Raw genomic sequence first — 22,027 nt, forward strand, 5'->3', positions numbered from 1 at the left:
TGTAAGGATTGCGCCATAAGTTGCACCCACACACGTGGACGGGAGGACCAGATGGATTTCGCGCTGACCGAGGAACAGACCCTCATTTTCGACATGGCCAAGAGCTTTGGGGAAGAAAATATCGCCCCGAACTCCGAAAAATGGGAGGCCGAAGAAACCATCCCGAAAGAGCTGTGGCCACAACTGGCCGAGCTGGGATTTGGCGGCATCTATGTGTCCGAGGAATACGGCGGCTCCGGCCTGTCGCGCCTTGACGCCACGCTGATTTTCGAAGCGCTGGCGATGGCGGATCCGGCAATTGGGTCCTTCCTGTCCATCCACAATATGTGCGGCGGCATGATCGACAAGTTCGGCAAGGAAGAAGACAAGCAGAAATGGTTGCCTGCGCTGTGCTCGATGGAAAAGGTGTTCTCGTACTGCCTGACCGAACCCGGCTCGGGTTCCGACGCGGCGGCGTTAAAAACCCGTGCCGAAAAGACCGATGCGGGCTATGTGATGAATGGCAACAAGGCGTTCATTTCGGGCGGCAACTACTCGGACGTTTACGTCACCATGTGCCGCACTGGCGAAGACGGTCCCAAGGGCATTTCGACCGTTGTCGTCGAGGCTGGCACACCGGGTCTGAGCTTTGGCGCAAACGAGCGCAAGATGGGCTGGAAAGCACAGCCGACCTCCCAAGTGCAGTTCGACGACTGCACCGTGCCCCATGAAAACCTGCTGGGTGAGGAAGGCAAAGGCTTTACCTATGCAATGGCTGGTCTGGATGGTGGACGCCTGAACATCTCGGCCGGCGCGCTGGGTGGGGCCCAGAAAGCGCTGGACTTGACCCTTCAATATATGGGCGAGCGCAAGGCGTTTGGCAAAACCATCGACCAATTCCAAGCGCTGCAGTTCCGTCTGGCGGAATACGAGACCAAGCTGCAAGCCGCCCGCACCTTCCTGCGTCAGGCCGCCTGGAAGCTGGACAATGGCGCGCATGATGCGTCCAAGTTCTGTGCTATGGCGAAGCTGATGGTCACGGATGCCGCTTTCGATGTGGCCAATGGCTGTCTGCAACTGCATGGCGGCTATGGCTATCTGTCAGACTATGGCATCGAAAAGATCGTGCGTGATCTGCGTGTGCACCAGATCTTGGAAGGCACGAACGAGATCATGCGCCTGATCGTGGGCCGTCAACTGTTGGCAGAACGCGACCGCGGCTAATGTCTGACATCTCTATCCGTAAAGAAGGCAAGGCTGGGCGGATCACTTTAACCCGCCCGGACGCGCTGAATGCGCTCAGCTATGACATGTGTTTGGCGATTGATGCAGCCCTGATCAAATGGGCCGATGACGATGATGTCGCGCTGATCCTGATCGATGCCGAAGGCGACCGCGCCTTCTGTGCCGGTGGTGACATCCGCGAGATTTACGAGATCGGCCTGTCGGGCGATCACACCCGTGCGCAAGACTTCTGGCGCGATGAATACCGTATGAACGCGCGGTTGTTTGAGTTCCCTAAACCCGTGGTCAGCTTCATGCAGGGCTTCACCATGGGTGGTGGCGTCGGCGTGGGTTGCCACGGCTCGCACCGCATCATGGCGCGGTCCTCGCGTATGGCGATGCCGGAATGCGGGATTGGGCTGGTGCCGGATGTGGGCGGATCGATGATCCTGGCCCATGCGCCGGGACGGTTGGGTGAATATATCGGCATGACCGGCGCGCGGCTTGCGCCGGGCGACGCGATCCATTCGGGCTTTGCCGACTATGTGATACGTCAGGCCGAATGGGACGCGCTGAAAGCGGATCTGATCCGTACCGGAGATCCTAGCCATATTGATGACGCCGCGATCCCACCGATCCCGGGCAACCTGTCAGCGATGCAGCCGATGATCGACACCCATTTCGGTTGCGGCAGCTTGGGCGAGATCGTCGCATCCCTGCGCGCTGAAGACAGCCAGTTCGCCGAGAACACGCTGGAACTTTTGGGCCGAAACTCGCCCCTGTCGATGGCCTGCACAGTCGAGATGCTGCATCGGATGGCTGGAACACGTGACGTGCGCGCGTCGCTCGAACTGGAATACCGCTTTGTTTATCGAGCGCTTGAACATTCCGATCTGGTCGAGGGCATCCGCGCCGCTGTGATCGACAAGGATCGCACCCCGAACTGGGAACACGACATGGAAAACCTGCCGCAAGAGGCAGTCGAACATATGCTTGCCCCCTTGGGCGACAAGAAACTGACATTCTAGGGAGAATCTCATGAAAATCGGATTTATCGGACTGGGCAACATGGGTGGCCCGATGGCGGCGAACTTGGCGAAGGCGGGACACGAAGTCACCGGCTTTGACATGGCCCCGGTCGCGATCGAGGGTGTGGCGCTGGCCGCATCGGGTGCCGAAGCGGCAGCCGGCAAAGACGTGGTTGTGACCATGCTGCCCAACGGCCAAATCCTGCGCGCCGTTGCAAATGAAATCGTGACCGCGATGGATAAAGGCGCAGCCTTTGTTGACTGCTCGACAGTGGATGTGGAAAGCGCCCGCGCTGTCGCCGAACAGGCCGCAGCCGCTGGCCTTCTGCCTGTCGACGCCCCGGTATCAGGCGGTGTTGGTGGTGCCTCGGGCGGCACGCTGACCTTCATGGCGGGCGGCTCGGCCGAGGCGTTTGCCAAGGCGGACCCACTGTTCGACATCATGGGCCAGAAAGCCGTGCATTGCGGTGACAGCGGCGCGGGTCAAGCCGCCAAGATATGTAACAACATGATCCTTGGCATCACGATGATCGGCACCTGCGAGGCCTTCGCGCTGGCCGACAAGCTTGGGCTGGATCGCCAGAAAATGTTCGACGTCGTGTCGACCTCGTCAGGTTACAGCTGGACGATGAACGCATATTGCCCTGCACCGGGTGTTGGACCTCAGTCGCCTGCAGACAATGACTATCAGCCCGGCTTTGCAGCCGAGTTGATGCTGAAAGACCTGCGCCTAAGCCAACAAGCCGCCGAAGCTGCGGATGCGGACACCCCGATGGGTCAAGCGGCCACGGACCTTTACACGCAGTTCGTCGAAAACGAAAACGGGCTGGGCATGGATTTCTCGGCCATGTTGCCGCGGTTTGAAAAACGCGGTCGCAGCTAAGACGCGTTCGGTCTAGCTTGCGCATATGAGTTGGACCGAACACACCGAAGAAATTGCCGGGCTGGACGCGCCAGCCCGAGCACTTCTGGACACACTGACCCCGATGGAGGTCCCCAAAGGGGCCATTCTGTTCAGCAACGGCGAGGCCGTGAAGGGCTATGTCGTCATGCTGTCCGGACAGGTTGATGTGAACCTGATCGGTCCCAATGGGCGTGACATTCTGCTGTATCGCGTGGCACCGGGGCAAAGCTGCATCCAGTCAACGCTGGGTCTGTTGGGCGGTGATGACTACACTGCTGAAGCCACCGCCGAGACCCCTGCCCGTTTGGTTCTGATCCCAAGCGACGTGTTCTTCGCCCTACTAGACAGCTCGCCCGGTTTTCGGCGTCTGGTGTTCGGCGCCTTTGCCGAGCGGATGCAGTCGATGATGCAGTTGATCGAAAACGTATCGTTCATGAGCGTCGAGGCACGGCTGGCCGCGCTTATTCTGGACCGCTCCGGCCCGGATGGCGCGTTGCACATGACGCAGGCCGAGATGGCGACAGCAATTGGCACGGCGCGCGAGGTCATTTCGCGTCGTTTGGACAAGATGGCAAATGCCGGATCGGTAGCGCATGAACGCGGGGTGGTGACCATTCTGGACCGCAAGGCATTGAACGCGATTGTGAGTGGAACCGCGTTTTAAACGCCCAATGTGACCACGTCACATGCCTTTCTTTGCGCGCCTTGCTAGCAAAGGTTCAGACAAGGAAAGGAGTTCATCATGCTCAAACGTAACGAAGGTAATCTGGATCGTATCCTACGCGTTGTCGCGGGTCTTGCACTGTTGGGCTGGTATTTCTTCGCTGGCGGTCCGATCTGGACACTGATCGGCATCGTGCCGCTGGTCACTGGTGCGCTGGGGTCCTGCCCGGCCTATTCGATCTTCGGAATCAACACCTGCAAACTTAAGAATTAGGTCAGGTTTCTTTCAGAGAATCTCAACACTCCTTCGATAGACAGGTTTTAGTAGCGAGTGGAAAAGTTTGCGCCGGACCTTTTGGGGCCCGGCGCTGTTTGTTTTTGGAGGGGGATGGCTTTTACTTCGTTATGATCTCTGGTCCCATCAGCATGGTCGGCAACCATGTGGACAGGAACGGAACGTAAGTCACGAGGATCAGGAAGACAAAGAGCACAGCCAAGAACGGCGCTGCCGCCTTCACGACCTTCATCATCGGCATTCCAGCCACGCCCGAGGTCACGAACAGGTTCAGACCCACGGGCGGTGTGATCATCCCGATCTCCATATTCACCACCATAATGATGCCCAAATGGATCGGATCGACGCCCAATTCGATGGCAATCGGGAAGACCAAGGGTGCCACGATCACGATCAGGCCCGATGGTTCCATGAAATGGCCACCGATCAGCAAGATGACGTTCACGATGATCAGCAACATGATCTTACCAAAGCCCGCCGACAACATCGCGTTGGCGATCTGCTGGGAGATCTGTTCGTCTGTCAGAACGTGCTTCAGGATCAAAGCGTTGGCGATGATGAACATCAGGGTAATGGTCAGGCGACCGGCCTCGAACAAAGTACCACGCGTGTCTTTGTGGAAGAACGCGGTGATCAGAGCCTGCGGCTTTTGCAGCAAGGTCTTCTTGCCCTCGCCCGTATCGGCCAACGGTCCCATGTCGCGATAGACAAAGCAGGCCACGATGAACGCATAGACCGACGCCACAGCCGCCGCTTCGGTGGGTGTGAACAGCGCGCCGGTGACGCCCGGGATGCCATAGATGCCGACCATGATGATCACAATCAGAAGCAAGCCCCACAGCGCGTCCGAGAAGCTGGACAGGATCTCGCGCCAGCCAGCGAACTCACCCTTGGGCATGTCCTTGATCGTGGCGATAACGTAGATCGCAATCATCAGCATCAGGCCTGCCATCAGGCCGGGAATGACGCCCGCAAGGAACATCCGCCCGACCGAGACTTCAACGGCCGAAGCATAAACCACCATCACAATCGACGGCGGGATCAGGATGCCCAGCGTACCAGCGTTACAGATCACGCCAGCGGCGAAGTCCTTGGTGTATCCCACCTGACGCATCGCCGCGATAACGATTGTCCCGATGGCAACCACAGTTGCGGGGGACGATCCGGACAGCGCGGCGAAAAGCATACAGGCAAAGACGCCTGCAATGGCCAACCCACCCCGGAAGTGTCCCACACAAGCGATTGAGAAGCGGATGATCCGCGCGGCCACCCCGCCCGTCGACATGAAAGACGACGCCAAGATGAAGAACGGGATCGCAAGCAGCGTATAGTGCCCGGCCTGCGCCTGATAAAAGCTCTGCGCCACTGACGCCAGCGAGGTGTCCGAGAACACCAAAAGGAAGATGATCGAGCTCATGCCCAGCGCAACCGCGATCGGCACACCAATCATCAGAAGGCCAATCACCATGGCAAAGAGGAATACGACGTCCATGGGTTACTCCTTCAACTGATGGTCTTTGATCTGGTCGATTTCGTCTTCGACCTCGTGGCTGACGATCAACGAGTCCTGCTGACCGCGCCAGATGCGCATTGTGGCTTGCAGGAATCTGAACAGCAGCAATCCAACCCCAACGGGCAGAATTGTGTAAGGCACGACGCGGGGCAGTTTGTCATAGGTCTCGCCTTGATTGATCATGCCTTCCAGAAAGCGCAGAACCTCGGGCATAGGCACCTGATCTGTGATGTACCATGCTTGATCTCGGGTCTTTTCAAAAGCCGGTCGGGAACCAGCGACCCGAGGTCCGGTCAAGTGCCGCATAGGGCGCCCAGTAATCCCATGCGCCTTTCAGCAGCAAGAAGGCATAGATGATGCAAACGGCTGCGGCGATCAGCGCGACAATGCGACGGGCGCGTGCAGGCAGCATGTTGGTCAGCGCGTCGACGCCAAGGTGGGCGGTGACTTTCACGCCATAGCTCACGCCAAAAAGCACAAGCCAAGCAAACAAGATCAGGGTGACTTCCAGCCCCCAGATGATGGCGCTGTTGAAGACGTATCGCAGGACGACGTTGACGAAAGTGATCATCACCATCAGGCCAAGAAGCAACGCGATGGCCGTTTCCTCGAACCCTTTGGTGTTATGTGTATTGGAACTCATGGTGGTTCCTCTCCATGAGGTTGGGCCGCGCGGGCGAAAGACGGGTCACGTCTGGCCGGGGCCGGGGATCAGTGGCGTCGGGGCAGGCAGCGGCCCGCCCCGACCGAAACGCTTAGTACATTGCTTTGATTTTCTGGGCTTCTACGATGTTTTGAGCCCCTACATCGGCTTCAAACTGAGCCCAAACCGGCTTCATCGCTTCCAGCCGTGCTGCACGCTGTTCGTCGGTCAGCTGGCGCACGGTGCCGCCTGCGTCGATGATCGCTTGCTTCGAGGCTTCGTTCACAGCGAAGGCTTCGCCGTTGCGGAAGGTGGTGCCTTCCTCGACGATGGTGGCCAGCTGGTCGCGCACATCAGCCGGCAGACCTTCCCACCAGTCCACATTGGTCACGACCATATAGTCCAACAGACCGTGGTTGGTCTCGGTCACACCGTCCTGTACTTCGAAGAACTTTTTGCCATAGATGTTCGACCAGGTGTTTTCTTGACCGTCCACAACCTTCTGCTGCAGCGCACCGTATACTTCCGAGAATGCCATCGGCTGCGGCGAAGCGCCCAGCGCTTCCATCTGCGCAACCAGCACGTCCGAGGTCTGGACACAGAACTTCAGGCCAGCGGCATCGGTCGGCATCTCAAGCGGCTTGTTGGCCGAGAACTGCTTCAACCCGTTGTGCCAGAAGGCCAGACCCAGAAGGCCGCGACGGGTCATCGACTCTTTCATCGCCTGACCGGTTTCACCCTGCTGGAACGCGTCCACGGCTTCCATGTTTTTGAACATGAAGGGCAGATCGAAGATGCGGAATTGCTTGGTGAAGGCTTCAAACTTCGACAGCGACGGAGCGGCCAGTTGAACGTCGCCTTGCAGCATCGCTTCCAGAACCTGGTTGTCATTGTAAAGGGTCGAGTTCGGATAGACCTCCATACAGGCTTTGCCGTTCATCTCGTCATTCACGCGCTGCTCCAAAAGCGATGCGGCAATCCCTTTCGGGTGTTTGTCGGTGTTGGTGACGTGGCTGAACTTGATGACGATCTCGCCGTCATCGCACGCCGCTTGGGCGGTCGTGACGGATGCAGCGTTGGCAAGGGCCGAGGCGGCCATGGTCAGGAATTTGATGTGGTGTCCTCCCAGACAGATAGAAAAACGCGCCCGTTTCGGGCGACTGCCCTATTGGTTTACGGGTTTGTGACCACGCCAAGGGGAGCGCGGGAAGATCCATCCACCACAAAATTTAACATTAAATTTCATGGCGTTGCTGAACTGTGATGCAGCTCTAAAATCGCCCCCGCAGATCGAGTGGGCGGAATTTCACACAGACCCACGGGCGATATGTGCGAAAATCCGCACAGTTAGTCGCGGAACGCCTCGGGCCGAATCCCGTGCCGCGCCAGCTTGTCGTAGAACGTCTTGCGCGGCAGTTTCAGTTCTTTCGCGGCCGCCGTCGCCCCGCCCCCATGACGCTTTAGCGCATCTACCAAAAGCGATCGTTCGACCTGTGCCATCTGTTCGGCCAGCCCCAGACCGGCCCCATCTTATAGGCCGTCAATCGGCGCCAGCCCAAGCCCCATGGAAAAGCGCATGGCGGCATTCATCAAAGCCCGCGCATTGCCCGGCCAATCCTGCGCCATCAGTTGCGCGATGGTGTCTTGACCGATCTCGGGCGGACTTAGAGCCGCTTGCTCGGACGAGATCGAGACATAGTGCCTAAACAGGTACGGAATGTCCTCTTTCCGTTCGCGAAGGGCTGGAACACGGATGCGAATGAGATCCAGCTTATAGTAGAGGTCAGCGTTAAAACGACCGGCTTGATGTTCGGCTTCAAGATCGCGATAGCTTCCCGCCACAACGCGCCAATTGCCGGGCTGTTCCAGCAGGTCAAGCAAATGATACTGCACGCCTGCGTCCAGCGCCCCGATTTCGTCGAGAAACAGGGTTCCCCCCCCTCGGCGCGCTGCACCCCAGCCAGAAGATCCCCGGCCCCCAGCCCTGCCGCTGCCAACTTGATAAAGGGGCGCGTGGCGTCGCCTGAAAAAAGGTGCAACACCTCGGCTATCTTGGACGTGCCCGAACCCGGTTCGCCACCAATCAAAACCTCGGCTTTGGTGGCGGCAGCGGCGCGCACCTGCGCGCGCAGATCTTCTGCCAGCGCGCTTTCGCCAATCAAAAGACGCGCCGCGGCGTCGCCCGTTTGCGCCTTGACCCGCAGCGCGCGGTTTTCCAAAACCAGCATCCGGGTCTGCAAAGCACGCCCGATCACGGACAACAACGTTTTGGGATCGCAAGGCTTTTCCAAAAAATCAAAAGCCCCTTCTGTCATACCACGCACCGCTGTTGGGATGTCTCCTTCGCCTGTCAGCAGAATAACGGGCAATTCGGGATCCACAGTTTGCGCCTGTTGCAACAAGGCAAACCCGTCCTTGCCGGGCATCCGAATATCCGACAGCACGACGCCGGGAAAATCAGCATGCAGATGGTCCTTCGCCTCGGCATAGCTGCCCGCCGCAATCACCGTCAGGCCATTCAGTTCAAGCGTCTGGCCCAGCGCCTCGCGCACCATCATGTCGTCATCGACCAAAAGCACCGTCTGCGTCATTCGGCGTCCTTCCAATAAGGCAACTCGACCGTGAACATCGCGCCGCTTTCGCAGTTGCGACCACGGATGTCGCCCCCGAAACTCTGCACCAATCCGTACGAGATCGACAGCCCCAGCCCCATGCCATCTTCACCAACCGTTTTGGTCGAGAAGAATGGCTCGAAAATCCGGTCAGGGTCTTCGATCCCCGGCCCAGTGTCGCGCACCGTGACGGACAGCGTCTTCCCATCATTGATCACAATCCGAATATGCCGGTCGTCCTGCCCCATCATTGCATCCGCCGCATTATTGATCAGGTTCACAAAAACCTGAGACAACCGCACCTCACCAGCCTTGGCAAAAACTGGCGTGGCTGGCGGCACCCAGTCCAACGTGACCCCATCCGCCTTCAGCCGAGGTTCCGTCAACTCGACCGCCGTCGGCACCACCTGCCCCAGATCAACCTTGCCCATCGGCTCGTTTTCATTGCGGGCAAAGGCGCGCAAGTTCTTGATGATCCGCGCCATGCGATGCGACAGCTCGGAAATCCGGCTCAGATTCTGCCCAGCCTGCGCCTCGTGCCCGCGCTCCAGAAACAGCGATGCGTTCTCGGAAAAGCTTCAGATGGCCATCAAAGGCTGGTTCAACTCGTGACTGATGCCCGCCGACATCTGGCCCAGCGCCGACAGTTTACCCGCCTGCACCAGATCATCCTGCGCTTTTTTCAGGGCGGCTTCGGCCTCGCGCCGTTCGCGGTTTTCGCGCAGCAACTCAAGGTTCGCTTCCGACAGCGCATGTGTGCGTTCGGCCACGCGGGCTTCCAGCCTTGCGTTGGCGGCGGCCTCGATCCTCAAGCGTTCGTTCAGGGCGCGGCGACGTTCGCCGACAGCCCCCAACCCCCAAACAGATCGCCCCCGCAATAGCTGCCAGAAGGGCTGCGCTTCGTTCCGCGGGGGCTGTGTCCAACAGGATTTCGCCACTCAGCCCCACTGTGGACAGATCGCGAGTCAGATGCAGCGCGCGATCAGGAAGATATGGCCCAGCTTCGATCGCCCAGACCTCGTGCCCGGTCCAATGGCTGGCGCTGTTGTTCAAGAAACGATCAGCAGGACGGGGGACGCTGACCAGATCCAAACGGTTAGACACAAAGACCCGCGCACCGTTCAAGGTGAAGAACAGCGCCGAGGCGGTCGAGGGCCAGTTTTCCTCGAAATCCAACAGATTGGTGCGGGCGATCACGGCGCCCTTGCCCGTCGCATCCTCACCGAATACGGGTGCTGCAAAGGAAAACACGCGGCGCAAACCCGTATCGCCCACGGCTTGAAATTCGGCTTCCGATCCAAGCGCGCCCGTCAACGCCCGATGGATCATCGGGCTATCCGGGTCCAACTGCTGCTACGTCAGGTGCGAGGCCGCTAAAACGCGCCCGCTGTCGTCGACCAGCAAAAGCTGATGCGCCCCAGTCATATCCGCCATCGCCTGAAGCAACTCGTCCGCTGCTTGCGCGTCTTCAATCTCGTTGCTCAGTTGCGCTTGCAGGACGGGGTGGCGCGCCAACACGACCGCCAGTTCCCGATAGCGAAACAAGTGTCGCGTCAATTGGTCCGAGGCCAGCTCCAGTTCGGACGAGGCTTGCTCTGCCAGCGGCCCCAAAGCCGCCCGCCACGCCACCGCCCAGACCCCGGCGCTGATCATCAGTGTCCCAAGAAGAAAGGGAAAATCCATTTCGTATGCAGAAACCGCAACATGCAGGCAGCATAGGAAAGGCCCCTTGCATTGACCAGCCGCTTTAAAGAACATGCGCGCATGAAGCGCCTGACCCAATCCCCAACAGATCCCGAATTTATCCAGAACCCCTATACCTTCTATGATCGTGCTCGCACGGAAGGTGATATGTTTTTCTGGGAAGACTACGACTTGCCCATGGCGGTCAGCTTTCGTACCGTCAACGCGCTGCTTCGGGATCGTCGGTTCGGGCGTGAACCGGTAAAGCCACGCGAAATCCCCGACCACTTGGCCCCGTTCTATGCCGTCGAAGCACATTCGATGCTGGAACTTGAAGCCCCCCGCCACACGCGGCTGCGCAAGCTAGTGCTGCGCGCCTTTACCTCGCGCCGGATCGCCGCCCTTGGGACCGAGATAGACGCGCTGGCGCACCAATTGATCGACGGTTTTCCTCATGGCGAATTCGACCTCTTGCCCGCATTTGCCTCGCGCATTCCAGTGATCATAATCTGCCGCCTTCTTGGCATCCCCGAGACCCGCGCCGATGATCTGCTGCGCTGGTCCAATGCCATGGTTTCTATGTACCAAGCGCGCCGCACCCGCGCGGACGAGGATAACGCGATTGTAGCAACCGAAGCTTTCGTTGCTTTCTTGCGCGATTATGTAGACCAGCGGCGCGGAGACCCACGCGACGACCTGATCACCGAGCTGATCCAAGCCGAGGAAGAAGGCGAAAAACTGTCTACGGACGAACTGATTTCCACCTGTATCTTGCTTTTGAATGCAGGGCACGAGGCCACAGTGCACGCACTGGCTATCGCGGTGAAAACTCTGTTGGAACAAAAGGTTCCGGCAGAGGCTTTATCGCCCGACGCGATTGACGCCACAATCGAAGAAACCCTGCGCTTCGATCCTCCGCTTCACATGTTCACCCGCCACGTTTACGAAGACACAACGCTCTATGGGCAGGACTTCAAACGTGGGGACGAGATCGGACTTTTGCTGGGTGCCGCCAATCGCGACCCGGATATGTGGGATGACCCAAACGTGTTTGACCCAACCCGCCGCGTCCAACAAAATACCGCCTTCGGGGCGGGCGTTCACTTTTGCATCGGCGCGCCCTTGGCACGGCTCGAACTGAAATGCGCCCTTCCAATCCTGTTTGACCGCTGCCCCAACCTGACCATCACTACACCGCCGAAATACGGGAATGTCTATCACTTCCACGGGCTTTCAGCCTTGATGGTAAAGACCTAACACTTTCCTCTTGCCAAAAATACCTTGGGGTAGCGTCAAATCACAGATTTGGCGCAAGGGGCAAAGCCCCTTAGGCTCACAAAGTGAGCCACCGTGGCCTCAGATCGGCAACTCGGTAGAAAACTTGATCTCTTCCATCGACAAAAGCGCCGTGACGTTGAAGATTTTCACCTCGGAGATCAGCGCCTGATAGAACTCGTCATAGGCGCGCGCGTTCTCCACACGGACTTTCAGGATATAATCAATCTCGCCCGCCAATCGGTGTGCTTCCATTACCTCGGGGCGTGCGCGCAGCGCGGCCAGGAACTTCTCTTGCCAATCGGCCTCGTGCTCGGACGTTCGGATCAAAACGAAGAAACAGGCTTCAAATCCAAGGCTATCGGCATCCATCACCATGGTGTTCTGCCCGATCACGCCACCTTCGCGCATTTTGCGAATCCGGTTCCAAACTGGGGTCTTAGAGGACCCCACCTTTTTGGCAATTACGTCCAAAGACTGCCCTGCATCGCGCTGAAGCTCGCGCAGGATTTTCCGGTCGATCTCGTCCAGCCGAACAGACATTCCGCTTTTTCCCTTCTTCTGGTCCAAGCGTTCTAGCTGACGCCTAAACCGAAACAACATTCCTTATTTGCCGCGACACCTCGCGAAATAATGGGAAAATGTCCTATATATCTCTCGAACGCAACCGGAAAGGACATGCCATGCCCCGCCCTTTTAGCCCTAAAGTGGTAACCGCCAACGACCTGATCGAAGGCGACGTGATCTATTTGGCCCATAATGGGTCATGGGTGCGCGAGATGTGTATGGCGTGGCTGATCGAAGATGAAGCCGAGGCAAACGCTCAGTTGGCACGCGCTACGGCCGAGCCCGGCGTGGCCGTTGGCCCTTACCTGGCAGACGCAGCGGCTGGCCCCACCGGCCCGGTCCCCACTCATTTCCGTGAAACGTTCCGCGCCACCGGCCCGTCGAACCGTTTCCACGGCAAACAGACACAGCAATCGGCACCGGAGGCCGTGGCCAATGTATGATTACAATCATTTTGACGAAGGTTTCGTACGCAACCGCGTGGATCAATTCCGCGAGCAAGTCGGTCGCCGCATCTCGGGCGCGCTGACCGAAGACGAGTTTAAACCGCTGCGCCTGATGAATGGCGTCTATCTGCAACTGCACGCCTATATGCTGCGGGTCGCGATCCCCTATGGCTCGCTGAACCCCAGCCAGATGCGTCAGCTTGCGATGATCGGTGAGCGTTGGGACAAGGGTTATGGCCATTGGACCACGCGCCAGAACATTCAGTATAACTGGCCGCGCCTGTCGGACATTCCGGATATGCTGGACGCGCTGGCCGATGTGGGCATGCACGCCATCCAGACCTCGGGAAACACCATCCGTAACGTGACCGCAGACCACTTCGCGGGTGCTGCTGCGGATGAAGTTGAAGATCCCCGCCCCACAGCCGAGCTTTTGCGCCAGTGGTCCACCGACCACCCGGAATTCCAATTCCTGCCGCGTAAGTTCAAGCTGGCCGTGACCGGATCGAAAGCTGACCGCGCTGTCACAAAGGCGCATGACATCGGCATCCGCATCGTAAAAAACGAAGCGGGCGACGTAGGCTATCAGATCCTCGTCGGCGGCGGCCTTGGCCGCACGCCCGTCGTGGGTCAGGTCTTGAAAGACTTCCTGCCCCGCGCCGATCTGCTGCCCTATGTCGAGGCCATCGTCAGTGTCTACAACACGCTGGGACGCCGCGATAACAAGTATAAAGCGCGCATCAAGATCACCACGATGGAGAATGGGATCGACAAGATCCATGAACTGGTCGAGGCCCGCTTTGCCCAACTGCGCCCGCTGTTTTCCGGCGTGGATCAAGAACATTTCAACCGCATCGCCGCTGACTTCACTGCGCCCGATTTCAAGACCGCCTCGCTGGACGGCTATCACGCCGCGCGCGACGCCGATCCGATCTTCCGTTCGTGGAGCGACACCAACGTGGATGACCACCGTGCAGACGGATACGGGATCGTCACGATCTCGATGAAAGCGCATGGCGCCACGCCCGGCGACGCAAGCGCCGACCAGATGCGCGTGCTTGCTGATCTGGCGGAACAGTTCGGCCACAGCGACATCCGCATCAGCCACGAGCAAAACGTGATCTTCCCGCATGTGCACCGTTCGGATCTACCTGCATTGTTCGCAACCTTGCGTGCACATGGCATGGCCACGGCGAATGCCGGTCTGATCTCGGACATCATTGCCTGCCCCGGCATGGATTACTGCGCGCTGGCGACGGCCCGCTCGATCCCCGTCGCACAAGAGATTGCCGAGCGTTTCGACGAGCTGAAGATCGAGCACGATATCGGCCATCTGCAGATCAAGATCTCGGGCTGCATCAACGCCTGTGGGCACCACCATCTGGGCCATATCGGCATTCTGGGTTTGGACCGCGCGGGCGTCGAAAACTATCAGATCACCTTGGGTGGTGACGCTGGTCCTGACACTGTGATTGGCAAACGCGCCGGCCCCGGCTTTGCCTATGACCAGATCGTCCCAGCCATCGAACGTCTTGTGCATGCTTATCTTGAGCACCGCGAGGACGAGAGCGAAACCTTTATCGACGCCTTCCGCCGTCTTGGCGAAGCACCGTTTAAGGCCGCGCTTTATCCGGAAGAGGATAAGTCCAATGCCGCTTGAAATCCCCCTTCCCCCTGCGGAAGAACGGGCGGCTGACCTGAACGAACGCTACAAGCACCATTCCGCGACGTCTGTCGTGGAACGGGCACTGTCGGACAGCACCATTGGCTCGCTTGCGCTGGTGTCCAGCTTTGGCGCGGAAAGCGTTGTACTGCTGCATCTGGTGGCCAACGTCGACCGCACGGTTCCAGTGATCTTTCTGGACACGCAGATGCTGTTTCAGGAAACGCTCGATTATCAGGTCGAAGTGGCTGAAAAACTGGGCCTGACGGATGTGCGTGTTGTGCATCCTGATCCCGAGGCTCTGTTCGCCCGTGACCCGGACAACATTCTGCATCTGGCTGACACCGATGCCTGCTGCGAAGTCCGAAAGGTCGAACCGCTGGACCGTGCCCTGAACGGGTTTGACGGCTGGATCACTGGACGCAAACGCTTTCAGGGCGGCAAGCGCGTTGATCTGGAGTTTTTTGAGGCTGAGGATGGTCTGCTGAAGGTCAACCCGCTGGCCCATTGGGCGGCATCGGACGTGCAGGATTACCTGATCAACAACCGCCTGCCCAAGCACCCGCTTGTCGCACGCGGCTTCCCGTCAATCGGCTGTGCACCTTGTACGTCGGCTGTGAAACCCGGTGAAGACCCGCGCGCCGGACGCTGGCGCGGGGCCGAGAAGACGGAATGCGGCATTCACTTTGTCGACGGAAAAATGGTTCGCGTAGGAGCAGAAGCATGAGTGTGATTGTAACCGATAACGGCTTTGCCCGTGACGACTGGGCCGAAGGGTTCGCTACCGTGGACGAGCGTGCGGCCAATGACACGCGCGGTCTGCACATTGCCTCGGACACCGATCCGGCGGCTTTGGCTGACCTAATGGTGGGTGTGCCTGCCATCCGCATCGACTTTCCATCTTTCGCCGATGGTCGCGGCTTCACGCTGGGCCGTCAGCTGCGCCTTCTGGGCTTCACTGGACGTTTGCGTGCCCATGGCCACGTGATCTCGGATCAATACGCGATGGCGCGTCGGTCTGGCTTTGACGAGGTCGAAATCTCGGACGAGCTGGCACAGCGCCAACCAGAAGCTGAATGGCAGTTCCGGGCGGACTGGAAAGCCTATGACTATAGGTCGCGGATGACCGGCTAGACCGGTCTTCGCAACCCTCCTATATACTTTTACAGGAAAGGGCCGGGCATTGTGCCCTGCTGACGCTTATGAATGAAGTGACGCCCGTTATGGATGCTGAAACCAAAGTAAAACCGGTTCCCACCCTGCCCGATGCGCAGACGGTGACCGAAGTTGAACATTACACCGACCGCCTGTTTAGGTTCCGCTGCACGCGGCCTGCCAGCCTGCGCTTCCGCTCGGGCGAGTTTGTGATGATTGGCCTGATGGGCGACCCGCACCCGGAAACCGGAAAGCAAAAACCGCTTCTGCGCGCCTATTCCATCGCCTCGCCCAGCTGGGATGAAGAGCTGGAGTTCTATTCGATCAAGGTTCCGGACGGGCCGCTGACCTCGAAACTGCAACACCTGAAGGTGGGCGACGAGATCATTCTGCGCCCCAAGCCTGTTGGCACGCTGGTGCATGACGCTCTGCTGCCCGGCAAGCGCATTTGGTTCTTTGCCACCGGCACCGGCTTTGCCCCCTTCGCCTCGCTTCTGCGTGAACCGCAAACCTATGAGGATTACGACGAGATCATCATCACCCACACCTGCCGTGAAGTGGGCGAGTTGACTTATGGTGCCAACCTGATCGAAAACCTGAAAGACGATGAGCTTCTGAACGAAGTGATCGGCGAAGGCTTCTGGAAGAAGATCAAATACTATCCGACCACAACCCGCGAAGAGAGCCCCAAGATGGGCCGCATCACTGACCTGATGCGTTCGGGCGAGGCGTTCAAGGATCTGGGCGTCGAGCCTTTGAACCCTGAACATGACCGCGCGATGATCTGCGGCAACCTGGCCTTTAACCTGGAACTGAAAGAGATGTTCGAGGAGTACGGGCTTGAGGAAGGCGCGAACTCTAAGCCTGCGCAATATGTGGTCGAGAAGGCGTTCTTGGACTAATCCACGCTTACCACAGCTGACAGATTTTCCGCCCGCTGCCCCGTGCCGCGGGCGGTTTTGTTCTGCGTATGTTCCTTTTGGAGACTCGGTGATATTCTGGCTTTATGCAGATTCTCGACCGGCCTCACTTCCCCCCCGCCAAGACCCGTACGCATGAAGTGTACGGCCCCGGCGCGCCGGTCTTCGCCTTCGCACTGGCTGCGCGTCTGGGCGGGCCCTGCCTGTGGGTGCGCGGCGGATGGGATGCGGCGCAGATAAACCCGAACGGCTTTGCTCCCTTCATCGACCCGGCCGACTTTGCCCTGTGCAACACCAAGGACCAGATGCAATCCTTGGCCGTCGCAGAAGAAGCTCTGCGCGACGGGGCTGTTCCGCTTGTTGTGATGGCCCTGCACAAACCCCTTGGCCTGACCGAGGGTCGCCGCTTACAACTGGCCGCCCGCGATGGGAGATCCACGGGGCTGGCGATTATTCCCGAAGGCATGGGCAGCAACGCCGCCGAGACACGCTGGCACTGCGCGCCGATTTTTGATCCGGATTATGGCGGCGAAGACTCGACTCTGCATCGGTGGGAGCTTAAAAAGAACAAATCAGGAACATTGGGTGTTTGGTATGTTCGATGGGATCGGGCGTCGCGTCGTGTCGTTGTGGTTCCCCCGGTTGGCAAGTGACCGGGTTCTGCGCCGCTGCCCGCTGGATGGCCCCTTTGCCCTGACCCAGAAAACCAGCAACACGGATCGGCTGTATTGCCTGAATGCCCAAGCGCTGAAACAGGGGCTGCACGCGGGTATGCCCTTCTCTGACGCGCGCGCTTTTTGCCCGGATCTGCAAACCGCCCCGGTGGAGCTGCCACAGGACGCACGCTTCCTGCATCTTCTACGCCGCTGGGCCACGCGCTATTGCCCGTGGGTTGGGCTTGAGGGGCGGGATGGGTTGGTTTTGGACGTGACCGGAGCCACCCACCTGTTCGGCGGCGAAGACCGGATGCTGGCCGACATGCGGATGCGTTTGATGCGCGCAGGTCTGTCGGTGCAAATCGGGATGGCCGACACGCGGGGCGCGGCTTGGGCCTTGGCCCATTTTGGCGAGGGTGTGGCCCCAGTAGGCGACCCCCTACCCTCGCTTCAAACACTGCCGGTGGCGGCGCTGCGGCTGGGCGAGAAAACCACCACCGCGCTGGAACGGCTGGGCCTGCGCAAGATCGGCGATCTGGCGGGCACCGCCCGCGCGCCCCTTGCGCGGCGCTTTGGGCCGGATGTGCTGATGCGGCTGGATCAAGCCCTTGGCCATCAGCCCGAGGACGTGACTCCACTGGCCGATCCGCCCCATTTCGGGGTCCGCATGACCCTGCCCGAACCCATTGGCCTGATCGGGGACGTGATGGCGGGCGTCTCGCGCCTGTTGGAGCAACTCTGCGCCAAGCTGCAAACGCACGAGATGGGCGCGCGGGTGCTGACAGTCACGGTGCGCCGGGTGGATCAGGACAGTCAGGATGTGGAACTACGGCTGGCCCGCGCCTTGCATGACCCGCAGCGCATTCTGCCGCTCTTTGAACGCGGGTTGGCCGAGGTTGACGCAGGTTACGGCATTGACCAACTCCGCCTGCACGCCACCCAAGTCGAACCCCTGCGCGCCCAGCAGATCACCCACGCCTCGACCACGAAAAACGGCAGCGCGGGACAGCTTGAAGACCTCGTCACCCGGATCGGCGCGCGGATCGGGCTTGAGAATATCCAACGGTTCCTGCCCGCCGACAGCCACATCCCCGAACGCAGTTTCCTGATCGCCCCCGTCGCCTATTCCGAAGCTACCCGCGGCGGGCCATGGGCCTGCACGCAACCCCGTCCCCTGACGCTGTTCCCACCCGAACCGATTGCCGGCCAAGGCCCACAGCCGCCCAAACGCTTTCGCTGGCGGCGTATGTCGCTGACCACCGGACGTGCCACGGGGCCGGAGCGTATCGCGCCGGAATGGTGGCTTCCCGATGACAACTGGCGCGCGGGCCTGCGCGATTATTGGCGGGTCGAGACCACGCAAGGCCGCAGGCTGTGGCTGTTCTATACGCCACAAAACCCGGGCTGGTTCGTACAGGGGGAATTCGCATGACCCCGCCCAACACGCCCCATCTGCGCAGCTTGCACACGCAAAGCAATTCCTATGCCGAGCTGTGTGTTACCACGAACTTCACCTTCCTGACCGGTGCCTCGCACCCCGAAGAGCTGATCGTCCGCGCCGCCGAGCTTGGGCTGTCTGCCATCGCCATCACCGACCACAACTCGCTGGCCGGGGTTGTGCGCGCGTGGTCTGCCTTGAAGCAACTCAGGCAAGAGGCCGACGCGGCGGTGAAAATCCAGTCACAGCAGCGGATGGATGCGTCATCGCGCCAGAAAACCGGCCCCGAGACCCCGATTGCCAAGCCGGACACCGTCCAGCTTCCAAAGCTGATTTCCGGGTGCCGTTTGATCTTGCAGGACAGCACGGTGGACTGGGTCGCCCTGCCCCGCGACCGGGCCGCCTATCAGCGCCTGACGCGCCTGCTAACACTGGGCAAGCGCCGGGCCGAGAAAGGCCAATGCATCCTTTACACCAAGGACATGCTGGAGGCCTGCAAGGGCATGATCCTGATCGCCCTGCCGCAAAAGGGGTTCAAGCAGGCCGTGTCCGAGATCCAGCAGATGCGCCGCCGCTTTCCCGATCACGTCTTTCTGGGGGCCGCGCCCCGCTATGACGGAAGCGATCAGGCCTATCTGACAGCCTGTTCGGAACTGGCGCACCGCGCCTCGGCCCCGATGGTTGCGGTGGGGGATGTGCTGATGCATCACGCCAGCCGTCGGCAACTGGCGGACGTGCTGACCTGCATGCGCGAGCATATCACCATCGACCAGATCGGCACCCGTGCGCTTCCAAACGCCGAACGCCGCATCAAGCCCGCCCCCGACATGATCCGCCTGTTTCGCAACCACCCCGGCGCGATCCGCCGCACGCTGGAAATCGCGGATCGGTGCAGCTTTGATCTGGGCGAGCTGTCTTATGAATACCCCCACGAAGAAGACACGACCGAGCCCCCCTTCGCCCGGTTGGAACGGCTGGCACACGAGGGGCTGGAACGCCGTTACCCTAATGGCGCCCCAGACCGCGCGCACACGCTGATGGCTAAGGAACTGGCCGTGGTGAAAGAGCTTGATTTCCCAGCCTATTTCCTGACCGTCCATGACATTGTGCAATTCGCCAAATCGCAGGGCATCCTGTGTCAGGGGCGTGGGTCGGCGGCCAATTCGATCCTCTGTTATCTTCTGGGCATCACCGATGTCAGCCCCGACATGATCTCGATGGTGTTCGAGCGTTTCATCTCGAAATACCGGGGCGAGCCGCCGGATATTGACGTGGATTTCGAACATGAACGCCGCGAAGAGGTGATCCAGTGGATTTACCAGAAATACGGCCGCCACCGCGCCGGGCTGTGTGCCACGGTCATCCATTTCCGCAGCCGCGCCGCCATCCGCGAGGTGGGCAAGGTGATGGGCCTGTCGCAGGACGTGACTGCCAGCCTATCGGGTCAGATCTGGGGGATGAGCAATGGCGGCGTCGATCTGGACCGGATCCGCGAGCTGGGGCTGGATCCCGAAGACCGCCGCCTGATGCAAACCATCCACCTGATCCGCGAAGTCATCGGCTTCCCCCGCCATCTGTCTCAGCATGTGGGCGGGTTTGTCATCACGCGCGGGCGGCTGGACGAACTGGCCCCGATCGAAAACGCCGCGATGGAGGACCGCACCGTCATCTGCTGGGACAAGGATGACATCGACGCGTTGGGCATTCTGAAGGTGGATATTCTGGGGCTGGGGATGCTCAGTTGCCTGCGTAAGAGCTTTGAATTGCTGGGTGAATTCGCAGGGCAGGATCTGAACATCGCCACCGTCCCGCAAGAAGACAAAACCACCTATGACATGCTATGTTCTGCCGATGCGGTCGGGGTGTTTCAGGTCGAAAGCCGCGCCCAGATGAACTTCCTGCCCCGGATGAAGCCGCGCACCTTCTATGATCTGGTGATCGAGGTCGCGATCGTGCGCCCCGGCCCCATTCAGGGCGGCATGGTCCAGCCTTTTATCAAGCGTCGCCAAGGGCTTGAGCAACCCGAGCCCTTCGGCCCCGAACTGGAAGAAGTGACACGCCGCACCCTTGGTGTGCCGCTGTTTCAGGAACAAGCCATGCAGATCGCCGTGGTCGGCGCGGGCTTCACCGCGGAAGAGGCCGACCACCTGCGCCGCTCGCTGGCCTCGTTCCGGAGGATGGGCACGATTGGGCAATATCGCGACAAGTTCGTTACCGGCATGCTGAAAAACGGCTACAGCACAGACGTCGCCGAACGCTGTTTCGGCCAGATCGAAGGCTTTGCCGATTACGGCTTCCCCGAAAGCCACGCGGCGGCGTTTGCCATGCTCGCCTATGTCTCAGCCTGGATGAAATGCCACCACCCCGCAGTCTTTGCCTGCGCGCTTTTGAACTCGCAACCCATGGGGTTTTATGCGCCTGCCCAGATCGTGCGCGATGCCCGCGAACATGGGGTCGAAACGCGGCCCATTTGCGTGAACCACTCGGACTGGGACAACAGGCTGGAACGCCGCCCGGACGGCACGCTGGCGCTTCGTTTGGGGTTTCGCCAGATCAAAGGGTTTCGCGAGGAAGACGCGGGCTGGATCGTGGCGGCACGCGGGAACGGATACCCGGACCCGCAGGCGCTGTGGCTGCGCGCGGGACTGATTCCGGCAGCCTTGGAACGTCTGGCCGAGGCTGATGCCTTCGCCGATATGGGCCTGACCCGGCGCGACGCGCTGTGGCAGGTCAAGGCGATCCAAAGCCCCAAGCCCCTGCCGCTTTTCAACGACCCGATTGACGGCGAAAGCATCAACGAACCATCCGTCGCCCTGCCCGCCATGCATCTGGGCGAAGAAGTCGTCGAGGACTATGTCGCCACCCGCCTGACCCTGCGCGCCCACCCGATGGAGCTTTTGCGCCCCAAGATCCCCGGCCTGACCCGCCATGACACCCTGCAACAGGTGCCGTTAGGTCGCCACGCAGTCTGCGGCCTTGTCATCACCCGTCAACGCCCCGGCACGGCCTCGGGCGTGATTTTCCTGACGCTGGAGGACGAAACCGGCGTCTGCAATGTGGTGGTCTGGCCCAAGGTTTACGAACAGCATCGTCGCATCGTCATGGGCGCACGGCTGTTGCAGGTCACAGGCTATCTGCAACGCGAAGGCATCGTCGTGCACCTGATCGCGCAGGAAATCACTGACCTGTCATACAAGCTCTACGAGTTGGGCCATCCGATGCCCGAAGCCCTGACCACCGAAGGCGCGCGCACCGACGACACCCCCAAAACCGCCCGCTATCCCGCACGCGCCATGCACCCGCGCGACCAAGCTAAACGCCTGTTTCCCAGCCGGGATTTTCATTAGCGGCTGGACGGCATTA

Annotated in this window: 21 protein-coding genes and 2 pseudogenes; 14 read left to right on the forward strand and 9 right to left on the reverse strand. The window is 59.9% G+C overall.

Annotation, left to right across the window (positions count from 1 at the left end):
* Positions 1-51: 51 nt before the first annotated feature.
* The 5 genes from ACXAH3_RS09510 to ACXAH3_RS09530 all read left to right on the forward strand — a co-directional run bounded on the left by ACXAH3_RS09510 (position 52) and on the right by ACXAH3_RS09530 (position 4,072).
* Positions 52-1,203, forward strand: a complete 1,152-nt coding sequence (locus tag ACXAH3_RS09510; protein ID WP_474861851.1) for an acyl-CoA dehydrogenase family protein — start codon at positions 52-54, stop codon at positions 1,201-1,203.
* Positions 1,203-2,231 (forward strand): enoyl-CoA hydratase/isomerase family protein, encoded by a 1,029-nt coding sequence (locus ACXAH3_RS09515; protein ID WP_474861852.1) that lies wholly within the window; start codon positions 1,203-1,205, stop codon positions 2,229-2,231. The genes ACXAH3_RS09510 and ACXAH3_RS09515 overlap by 1 nt, the downstream gene beginning before the upstream one ends.
* Before the next feature lie 10 nt (positions 2,232-2,241).
* Positions 2,242-3,114, forward strand: coding sequence for a 3-hydroxyisobutyrate dehydrogenase (gene mmsB, locus ACXAH3_RS09520; RefSeq protein WP_474861853.1), 873 nt, complete (start codon positions 2,242-2,244; stop codon positions 3,112-3,114).
* A 25-nt stretch (positions 3,115-3,139) separates the two neighbouring features.
* A complete protein-coding gene (locus ACXAH3_RS09525) occupies positions 3,140-3,799 on the forward strand; it encodes a Crp/Fnr family transcriptional regulator (protein ID WP_474861854.1) in 660 nt (219 codons plus the stop codon).
* Between the two features lie 78 nt (positions 3,800-3,877).
* Positions 3,878-4,072, forward strand: coding sequence for a YgaP family membrane protein (locus ACXAH3_RS09530; protein ID WP_474861855.1), 195 nt, complete (start codon positions 3,878-3,880; stop codon positions 4,070-4,072).
* A gap of 121 nt (positions 4,073-4,193) precedes the next feature.
* Here ACXAH3_RS09530 and ACXAH3_RS09535 read toward each other — a convergent pair whose 3' ends face one another.
* The 8 genes and pseudogenes from ACXAH3_RS09535 to ACXAH3_RS09570 all read right to left on the reverse strand — a co-directional run bounded on the left by ACXAH3_RS09535 (position 4,194) and on the right by ACXAH3_RS09570 (position 10,544).
* The gene (locus ACXAH3_RS09535; protein ID WP_474861856.1) at positions 4,194-5,585 is read right to left on the reverse strand and encodes a TRAP transporter large permease; all 1,392 of its coding nucleotides are present in this window, start codon (positions 5,583-5,585) and stop codon (positions 4,194-4,196) included.
* Between the two features lie 3 nt (positions 5,586-5,588).
* Positions 5,589-6,249: pseudogene (locus ACXAH3_RS09540) on the reverse strand (TRAP transporter small permease).
* A 112-nt stretch (positions 6,250-6,361) separates the two neighbouring features.
* Positions 6,362-7,363 carry a DctP family TRAP transporter solute-binding subunit gene (locus ACXAH3_RS09545; protein ID WP_474862316.1) on the reverse strand — a complete coding sequence of 334 codons (1,002 nt, stop codon included), beginning with the start codon at positions 7,361-7,363 and terminating at the stop codon, positions 6,362-6,364.
* A 233-nt stretch (positions 7,364-7,596) separates the two neighbouring features.
* A pseudogene (locus ACXAH3_RS09550) lies at positions 7,597-8,840 on the reverse strand (sigma-54-dependent transcriptional regulator).
* Positions 8,837-9,346 carry a sensor histidine kinase gene (locus ACXAH3_RS09555; RefSeq protein ID WP_474861857.1) on the reverse strand — a complete coding sequence of 170 codons (510 nt, stop codon included), beginning with the start codon at positions 9,344-9,346 and terminating at the stop codon, positions 8,837-8,839. Before ACXAH3_RS09555 ends, ACXAH3_RS09550 begins: the two are co-directional and overlap by 4 nt.
* Before the next feature lie 93 nt (positions 9,347-9,439).
* A complete protein-coding gene (locus tag ACXAH3_RS09560; RefSeq protein ID WP_474861858.1) occupies positions 9,440-9,631 on the reverse strand; it encodes a hypothetical protein in 192 nt (63 codons plus the stop codon).
* A complete protein-coding gene (locus ACXAH3_RS09565) occupies positions 9,591-10,190 on the reverse strand; it encodes a hypothetical protein (RefSeq protein ID WP_474861859.1) in 600 nt (199 codons plus the stop codon). Before ACXAH3_RS09565 ends, ACXAH3_RS09560 begins: the two co-directional genes overlap by 41 nt.
* Positions 10,191-10,214: 24 nt before the next feature.
* Entirely contained in the window at positions 10,215-10,544 is a 330-nt protein-coding gene (locus ACXAH3_RS09570; protein WP_474861860.1) for a hypothetical protein, read from the reverse strand.
* A gap of 81 nt (positions 10,545-10,625) precedes the next feature.
* Here ACXAH3_RS09570 and ACXAH3_RS09575 point away from each other — a divergent pair, with 81 nt between their 5' ends.
* Complete coding sequence (locus ACXAH3_RS09575; RefSeq protein WP_474861861.1) at positions 10,626-11,801, forward strand: cytochrome P450; 1,176 nt, start codon at positions 10,626-10,628, stop codon at positions 11,799-11,801.
* A gap of 99 nt (positions 11,802-11,900) precedes the next feature.
* Here the strand turns inward: ACXAH3_RS09575 and ACXAH3_RS09580 are convergent, their stop codons facing one another.
* Complete coding sequence (locus ACXAH3_RS09580) at positions 11,901-12,362, reverse strand: Lrp/AsnC family transcriptional regulator (RefSeq protein ID WP_474861862.1); 462 nt, start codon at positions 12,360-12,362, stop codon at positions 11,901-11,903.
* Positions 12,363-12,502: 140 nt separating this feature from the next.
* Between ACXAH3_RS09580 and ACXAH3_RS09585 the strand changes: the two genes are divergently transcribed.
* The 8 genes from ACXAH3_RS09585 to ACXAH3_RS09620 all read left to right on the forward strand — a co-directional run bounded on the left by ACXAH3_RS09585 (position 12,503) and on the right by ACXAH3_RS09620 (position 22,011).
* The gene (locus ACXAH3_RS09585) at positions 12,503-12,829 is read left to right on the forward strand and encodes a DUF2849 domain-containing protein (RefSeq protein ID WP_474861863.1); all 327 of its coding nucleotides are present in this window, start codon (positions 12,503-12,505) and stop codon (positions 12,827-12,829) included.
* Positions 12,822-14,492 carry a nitrite/sulfite reductase gene (locus ACXAH3_RS09590; RefSeq protein WP_474861864.1) on the forward strand — a complete coding sequence of 557 codons (1,671 nt, stop codon included), beginning with the start codon at positions 12,822-12,824 and terminating at the stop codon, positions 14,490-14,492. Before ACXAH3_RS09585 ends, ACXAH3_RS09590 begins: the two co-directional genes overlap by 8 nt.
* Entirely contained in the window at positions 14,482-15,222 is a 741-nt protein-coding gene (locus ACXAH3_RS09595; RefSeq protein WP_474861865.1) for a phosphoadenylyl-sulfate reductase, read from the forward strand. Before ACXAH3_RS09590 ends, ACXAH3_RS09595 begins: the two co-directional genes overlap by 11 nt.
* A complete protein-coding gene (locus tag ACXAH3_RS09600; RefSeq protein ID WP_474861866.1) occupies positions 15,219-15,629 on the forward strand; it encodes a DUF934 domain-containing protein in 411 nt (136 codons plus the stop codon). The genes ACXAH3_RS09595 and ACXAH3_RS09600 overlap by 4 nt, the downstream gene beginning before the upstream one ends.
* Positions 15,630-15,697: 68 nt before the next feature.
* Complete coding sequence (locus ACXAH3_RS09605; RefSeq protein ID WP_474861867.1) at positions 15,698-16,552, forward strand: ferredoxin--NADP reductase; 855 nt, start codon at positions 15,698-15,700, stop codon at positions 16,550-16,552.
* Between the two features lie 104 nt (positions 16,553-16,656).
* On the forward strand, positions 16,657-17,223 hold the full coding sequence (locus ACXAH3_RS09610) for an ImuA family protein (RefSeq protein ID WP_474861868.1): 567 nt from the start codon (positions 16,657-16,659) through the stop codon (positions 17,221-17,223).
* A complete protein-coding gene (locus ACXAH3_RS09615) occupies positions 17,165-18,658 on the forward strand; it encodes a Y-family DNA polymerase (RefSeq protein WP_474862317.1) in 1,494 nt (497 codons plus the stop codon). Before ACXAH3_RS09610 ends, ACXAH3_RS09615 begins: the two co-directional genes overlap by 59 nt.
* Entirely contained in the window at positions 18,655-22,011 is a 3,357-nt protein-coding gene (locus tag ACXAH3_RS09620) for an error-prone DNA polymerase (RefSeq protein ID WP_474861869.1), read from the forward strand. Before ACXAH3_RS09615 ends, ACXAH3_RS09620 begins: the two co-directional genes overlap by 4 nt.
* The last annotated feature ends 16 nt before the right edge of the window (positions 22,012-22,027 follow it).

The organism is Aliiroseovarius sp. ABM4_368 (assembly GCF_056161205.1).

What these genes read in the sequence shown, in the direction of transcription:
- ACXAH3_RS09510 (WP_474861851.1), top strand. Translation starts at nt 52, where the DNA reads ATGGATTTCGCGCTGACCGAGGAACAGACCCTCATTTTCGACATGGCC.
- ACXAH3_RS09515 (WP_474861852.1), top strand. Translation starts at nt 1,203, where the DNA reads ATGTCTGACATCTCTATCCGTAAAGAAGGCAAGGCTGGGCGGATCACT.
- mmsB (WP_474861853.1), top strand. Translation starts at nt 2,242, where the DNA reads ATGAAAATCGGATTTATCGGACTGGGCAACATGGGTGGCCCGATGGCG.
- ACXAH3_RS09525 (WP_474861854.1), top strand. Translation starts at nt 3,140, where the DNA reads ATGAGTTGGACCGAACACACCGAAGAAATTGCCGGGCTGGACGCGCCA.
- ACXAH3_RS09530 (WP_474861855.1), top strand. Translation starts at nt 3,878, where the DNA reads ATGCTCAAACGTAACGAAGGTAATCTGGATCGTATCCTACGCGTTGTC.
- ACXAH3_RS09535 (WP_474861856.1), bottom strand. Translation starts at nt 5,585, where the DNA reads ATGGACGTCGTATTCCTCTTTGCCATGGTGATTGGCCTTCTGATGATT.
- ACXAH3_RS09555 (WP_474861857.1), bottom strand. Translation starts at nt 9,346, where the DNA reads ATGGCGCGGATCATCAAGAACTTGCGCGCCTTTGCCCGCAATGAAAAC.
- ACXAH3_RS09565 (WP_474861859.1), bottom strand. Translation starts at nt 10,190, where the DNA reads ATGATCCATCGGGCGTTGACGGGCGCGCTTGGATCGGAAGCCGAATTT.
- ACXAH3_RS09570 (WP_474861860.1), bottom strand. Translation starts at nt 10,544, where the DNA reads ATGGATTTTCCCTTTCTTCTTGGGACACTGATGATCAGCGCCGGGGTC.
- ACXAH3_RS09575 (WP_474861861.1), top strand. Translation starts at nt 10,626, where the DNA reads ATGAAGCGCCTGACCCAATCCCCAACAGATCCCGAATTTATCCAGAAC.
- ACXAH3_RS09580 (WP_474861862.1), bottom strand. Translation starts at nt 12,362, where the DNA reads ATGTCTGTTCGGCTGGACGAGATCGACCGGAAAATCCTGCGCGAGCTT.
- ACXAH3_RS09585 (WP_474861863.1), top strand. Translation starts at nt 12,503, where the DNA reads ATGCCCCGCCCTTTTAGCCCTAAAGTGGTAACCGCCAACGACCTGATC.
- ACXAH3_RS09590 (WP_474861864.1), top strand. Translation starts at nt 12,822, where the DNA reads ATGTATGATTACAATCATTTTGACGAAGGTTTCGTACGCAACCGCGTG.
- ACXAH3_RS09595 (WP_474861865.1), top strand. Translation starts at nt 14,482, where the DNA reads ATGCCGCTTGAAATCCCCCTTCCCCCTGCGGAAGAACGGGCGGCTGAC.
- ACXAH3_RS09600 (WP_474861866.1), top strand. Translation starts at nt 15,219, where the DNA reads ATGAGTGTGATTGTAACCGATAACGGCTTTGCCCGTGACGACTGGGCC.
- ACXAH3_RS09605 (WP_474861867.1), top strand. Translation starts at nt 15,698, where the DNA reads ATGAATGAAGTGACGCCCGTTATGGATGCTGAAACCAAAGTAAAACCG.
- ACXAH3_RS09610 (WP_474861868.1), top strand. Translation starts at nt 16,657, where the DNA reads ATGCAGATTCTCGACCGGCCTCACTTCCCCCCCGCCAAGACCCGTACG.
- ACXAH3_RS09615 (WP_474862317.1), top strand. Translation starts at nt 17,165, where the DNA reads ATGTTCGATGGGATCGGGCGTCGCGTCGTGTCGTTGTGGTTCCCCCGG.
- ACXAH3_RS09620 (WP_474861869.1), top strand. Translation starts at nt 18,655, where the DNA reads ATGACCCCGCCCAACACGCCCCATCTGCGCAGCTTGCACACGCAAAGC.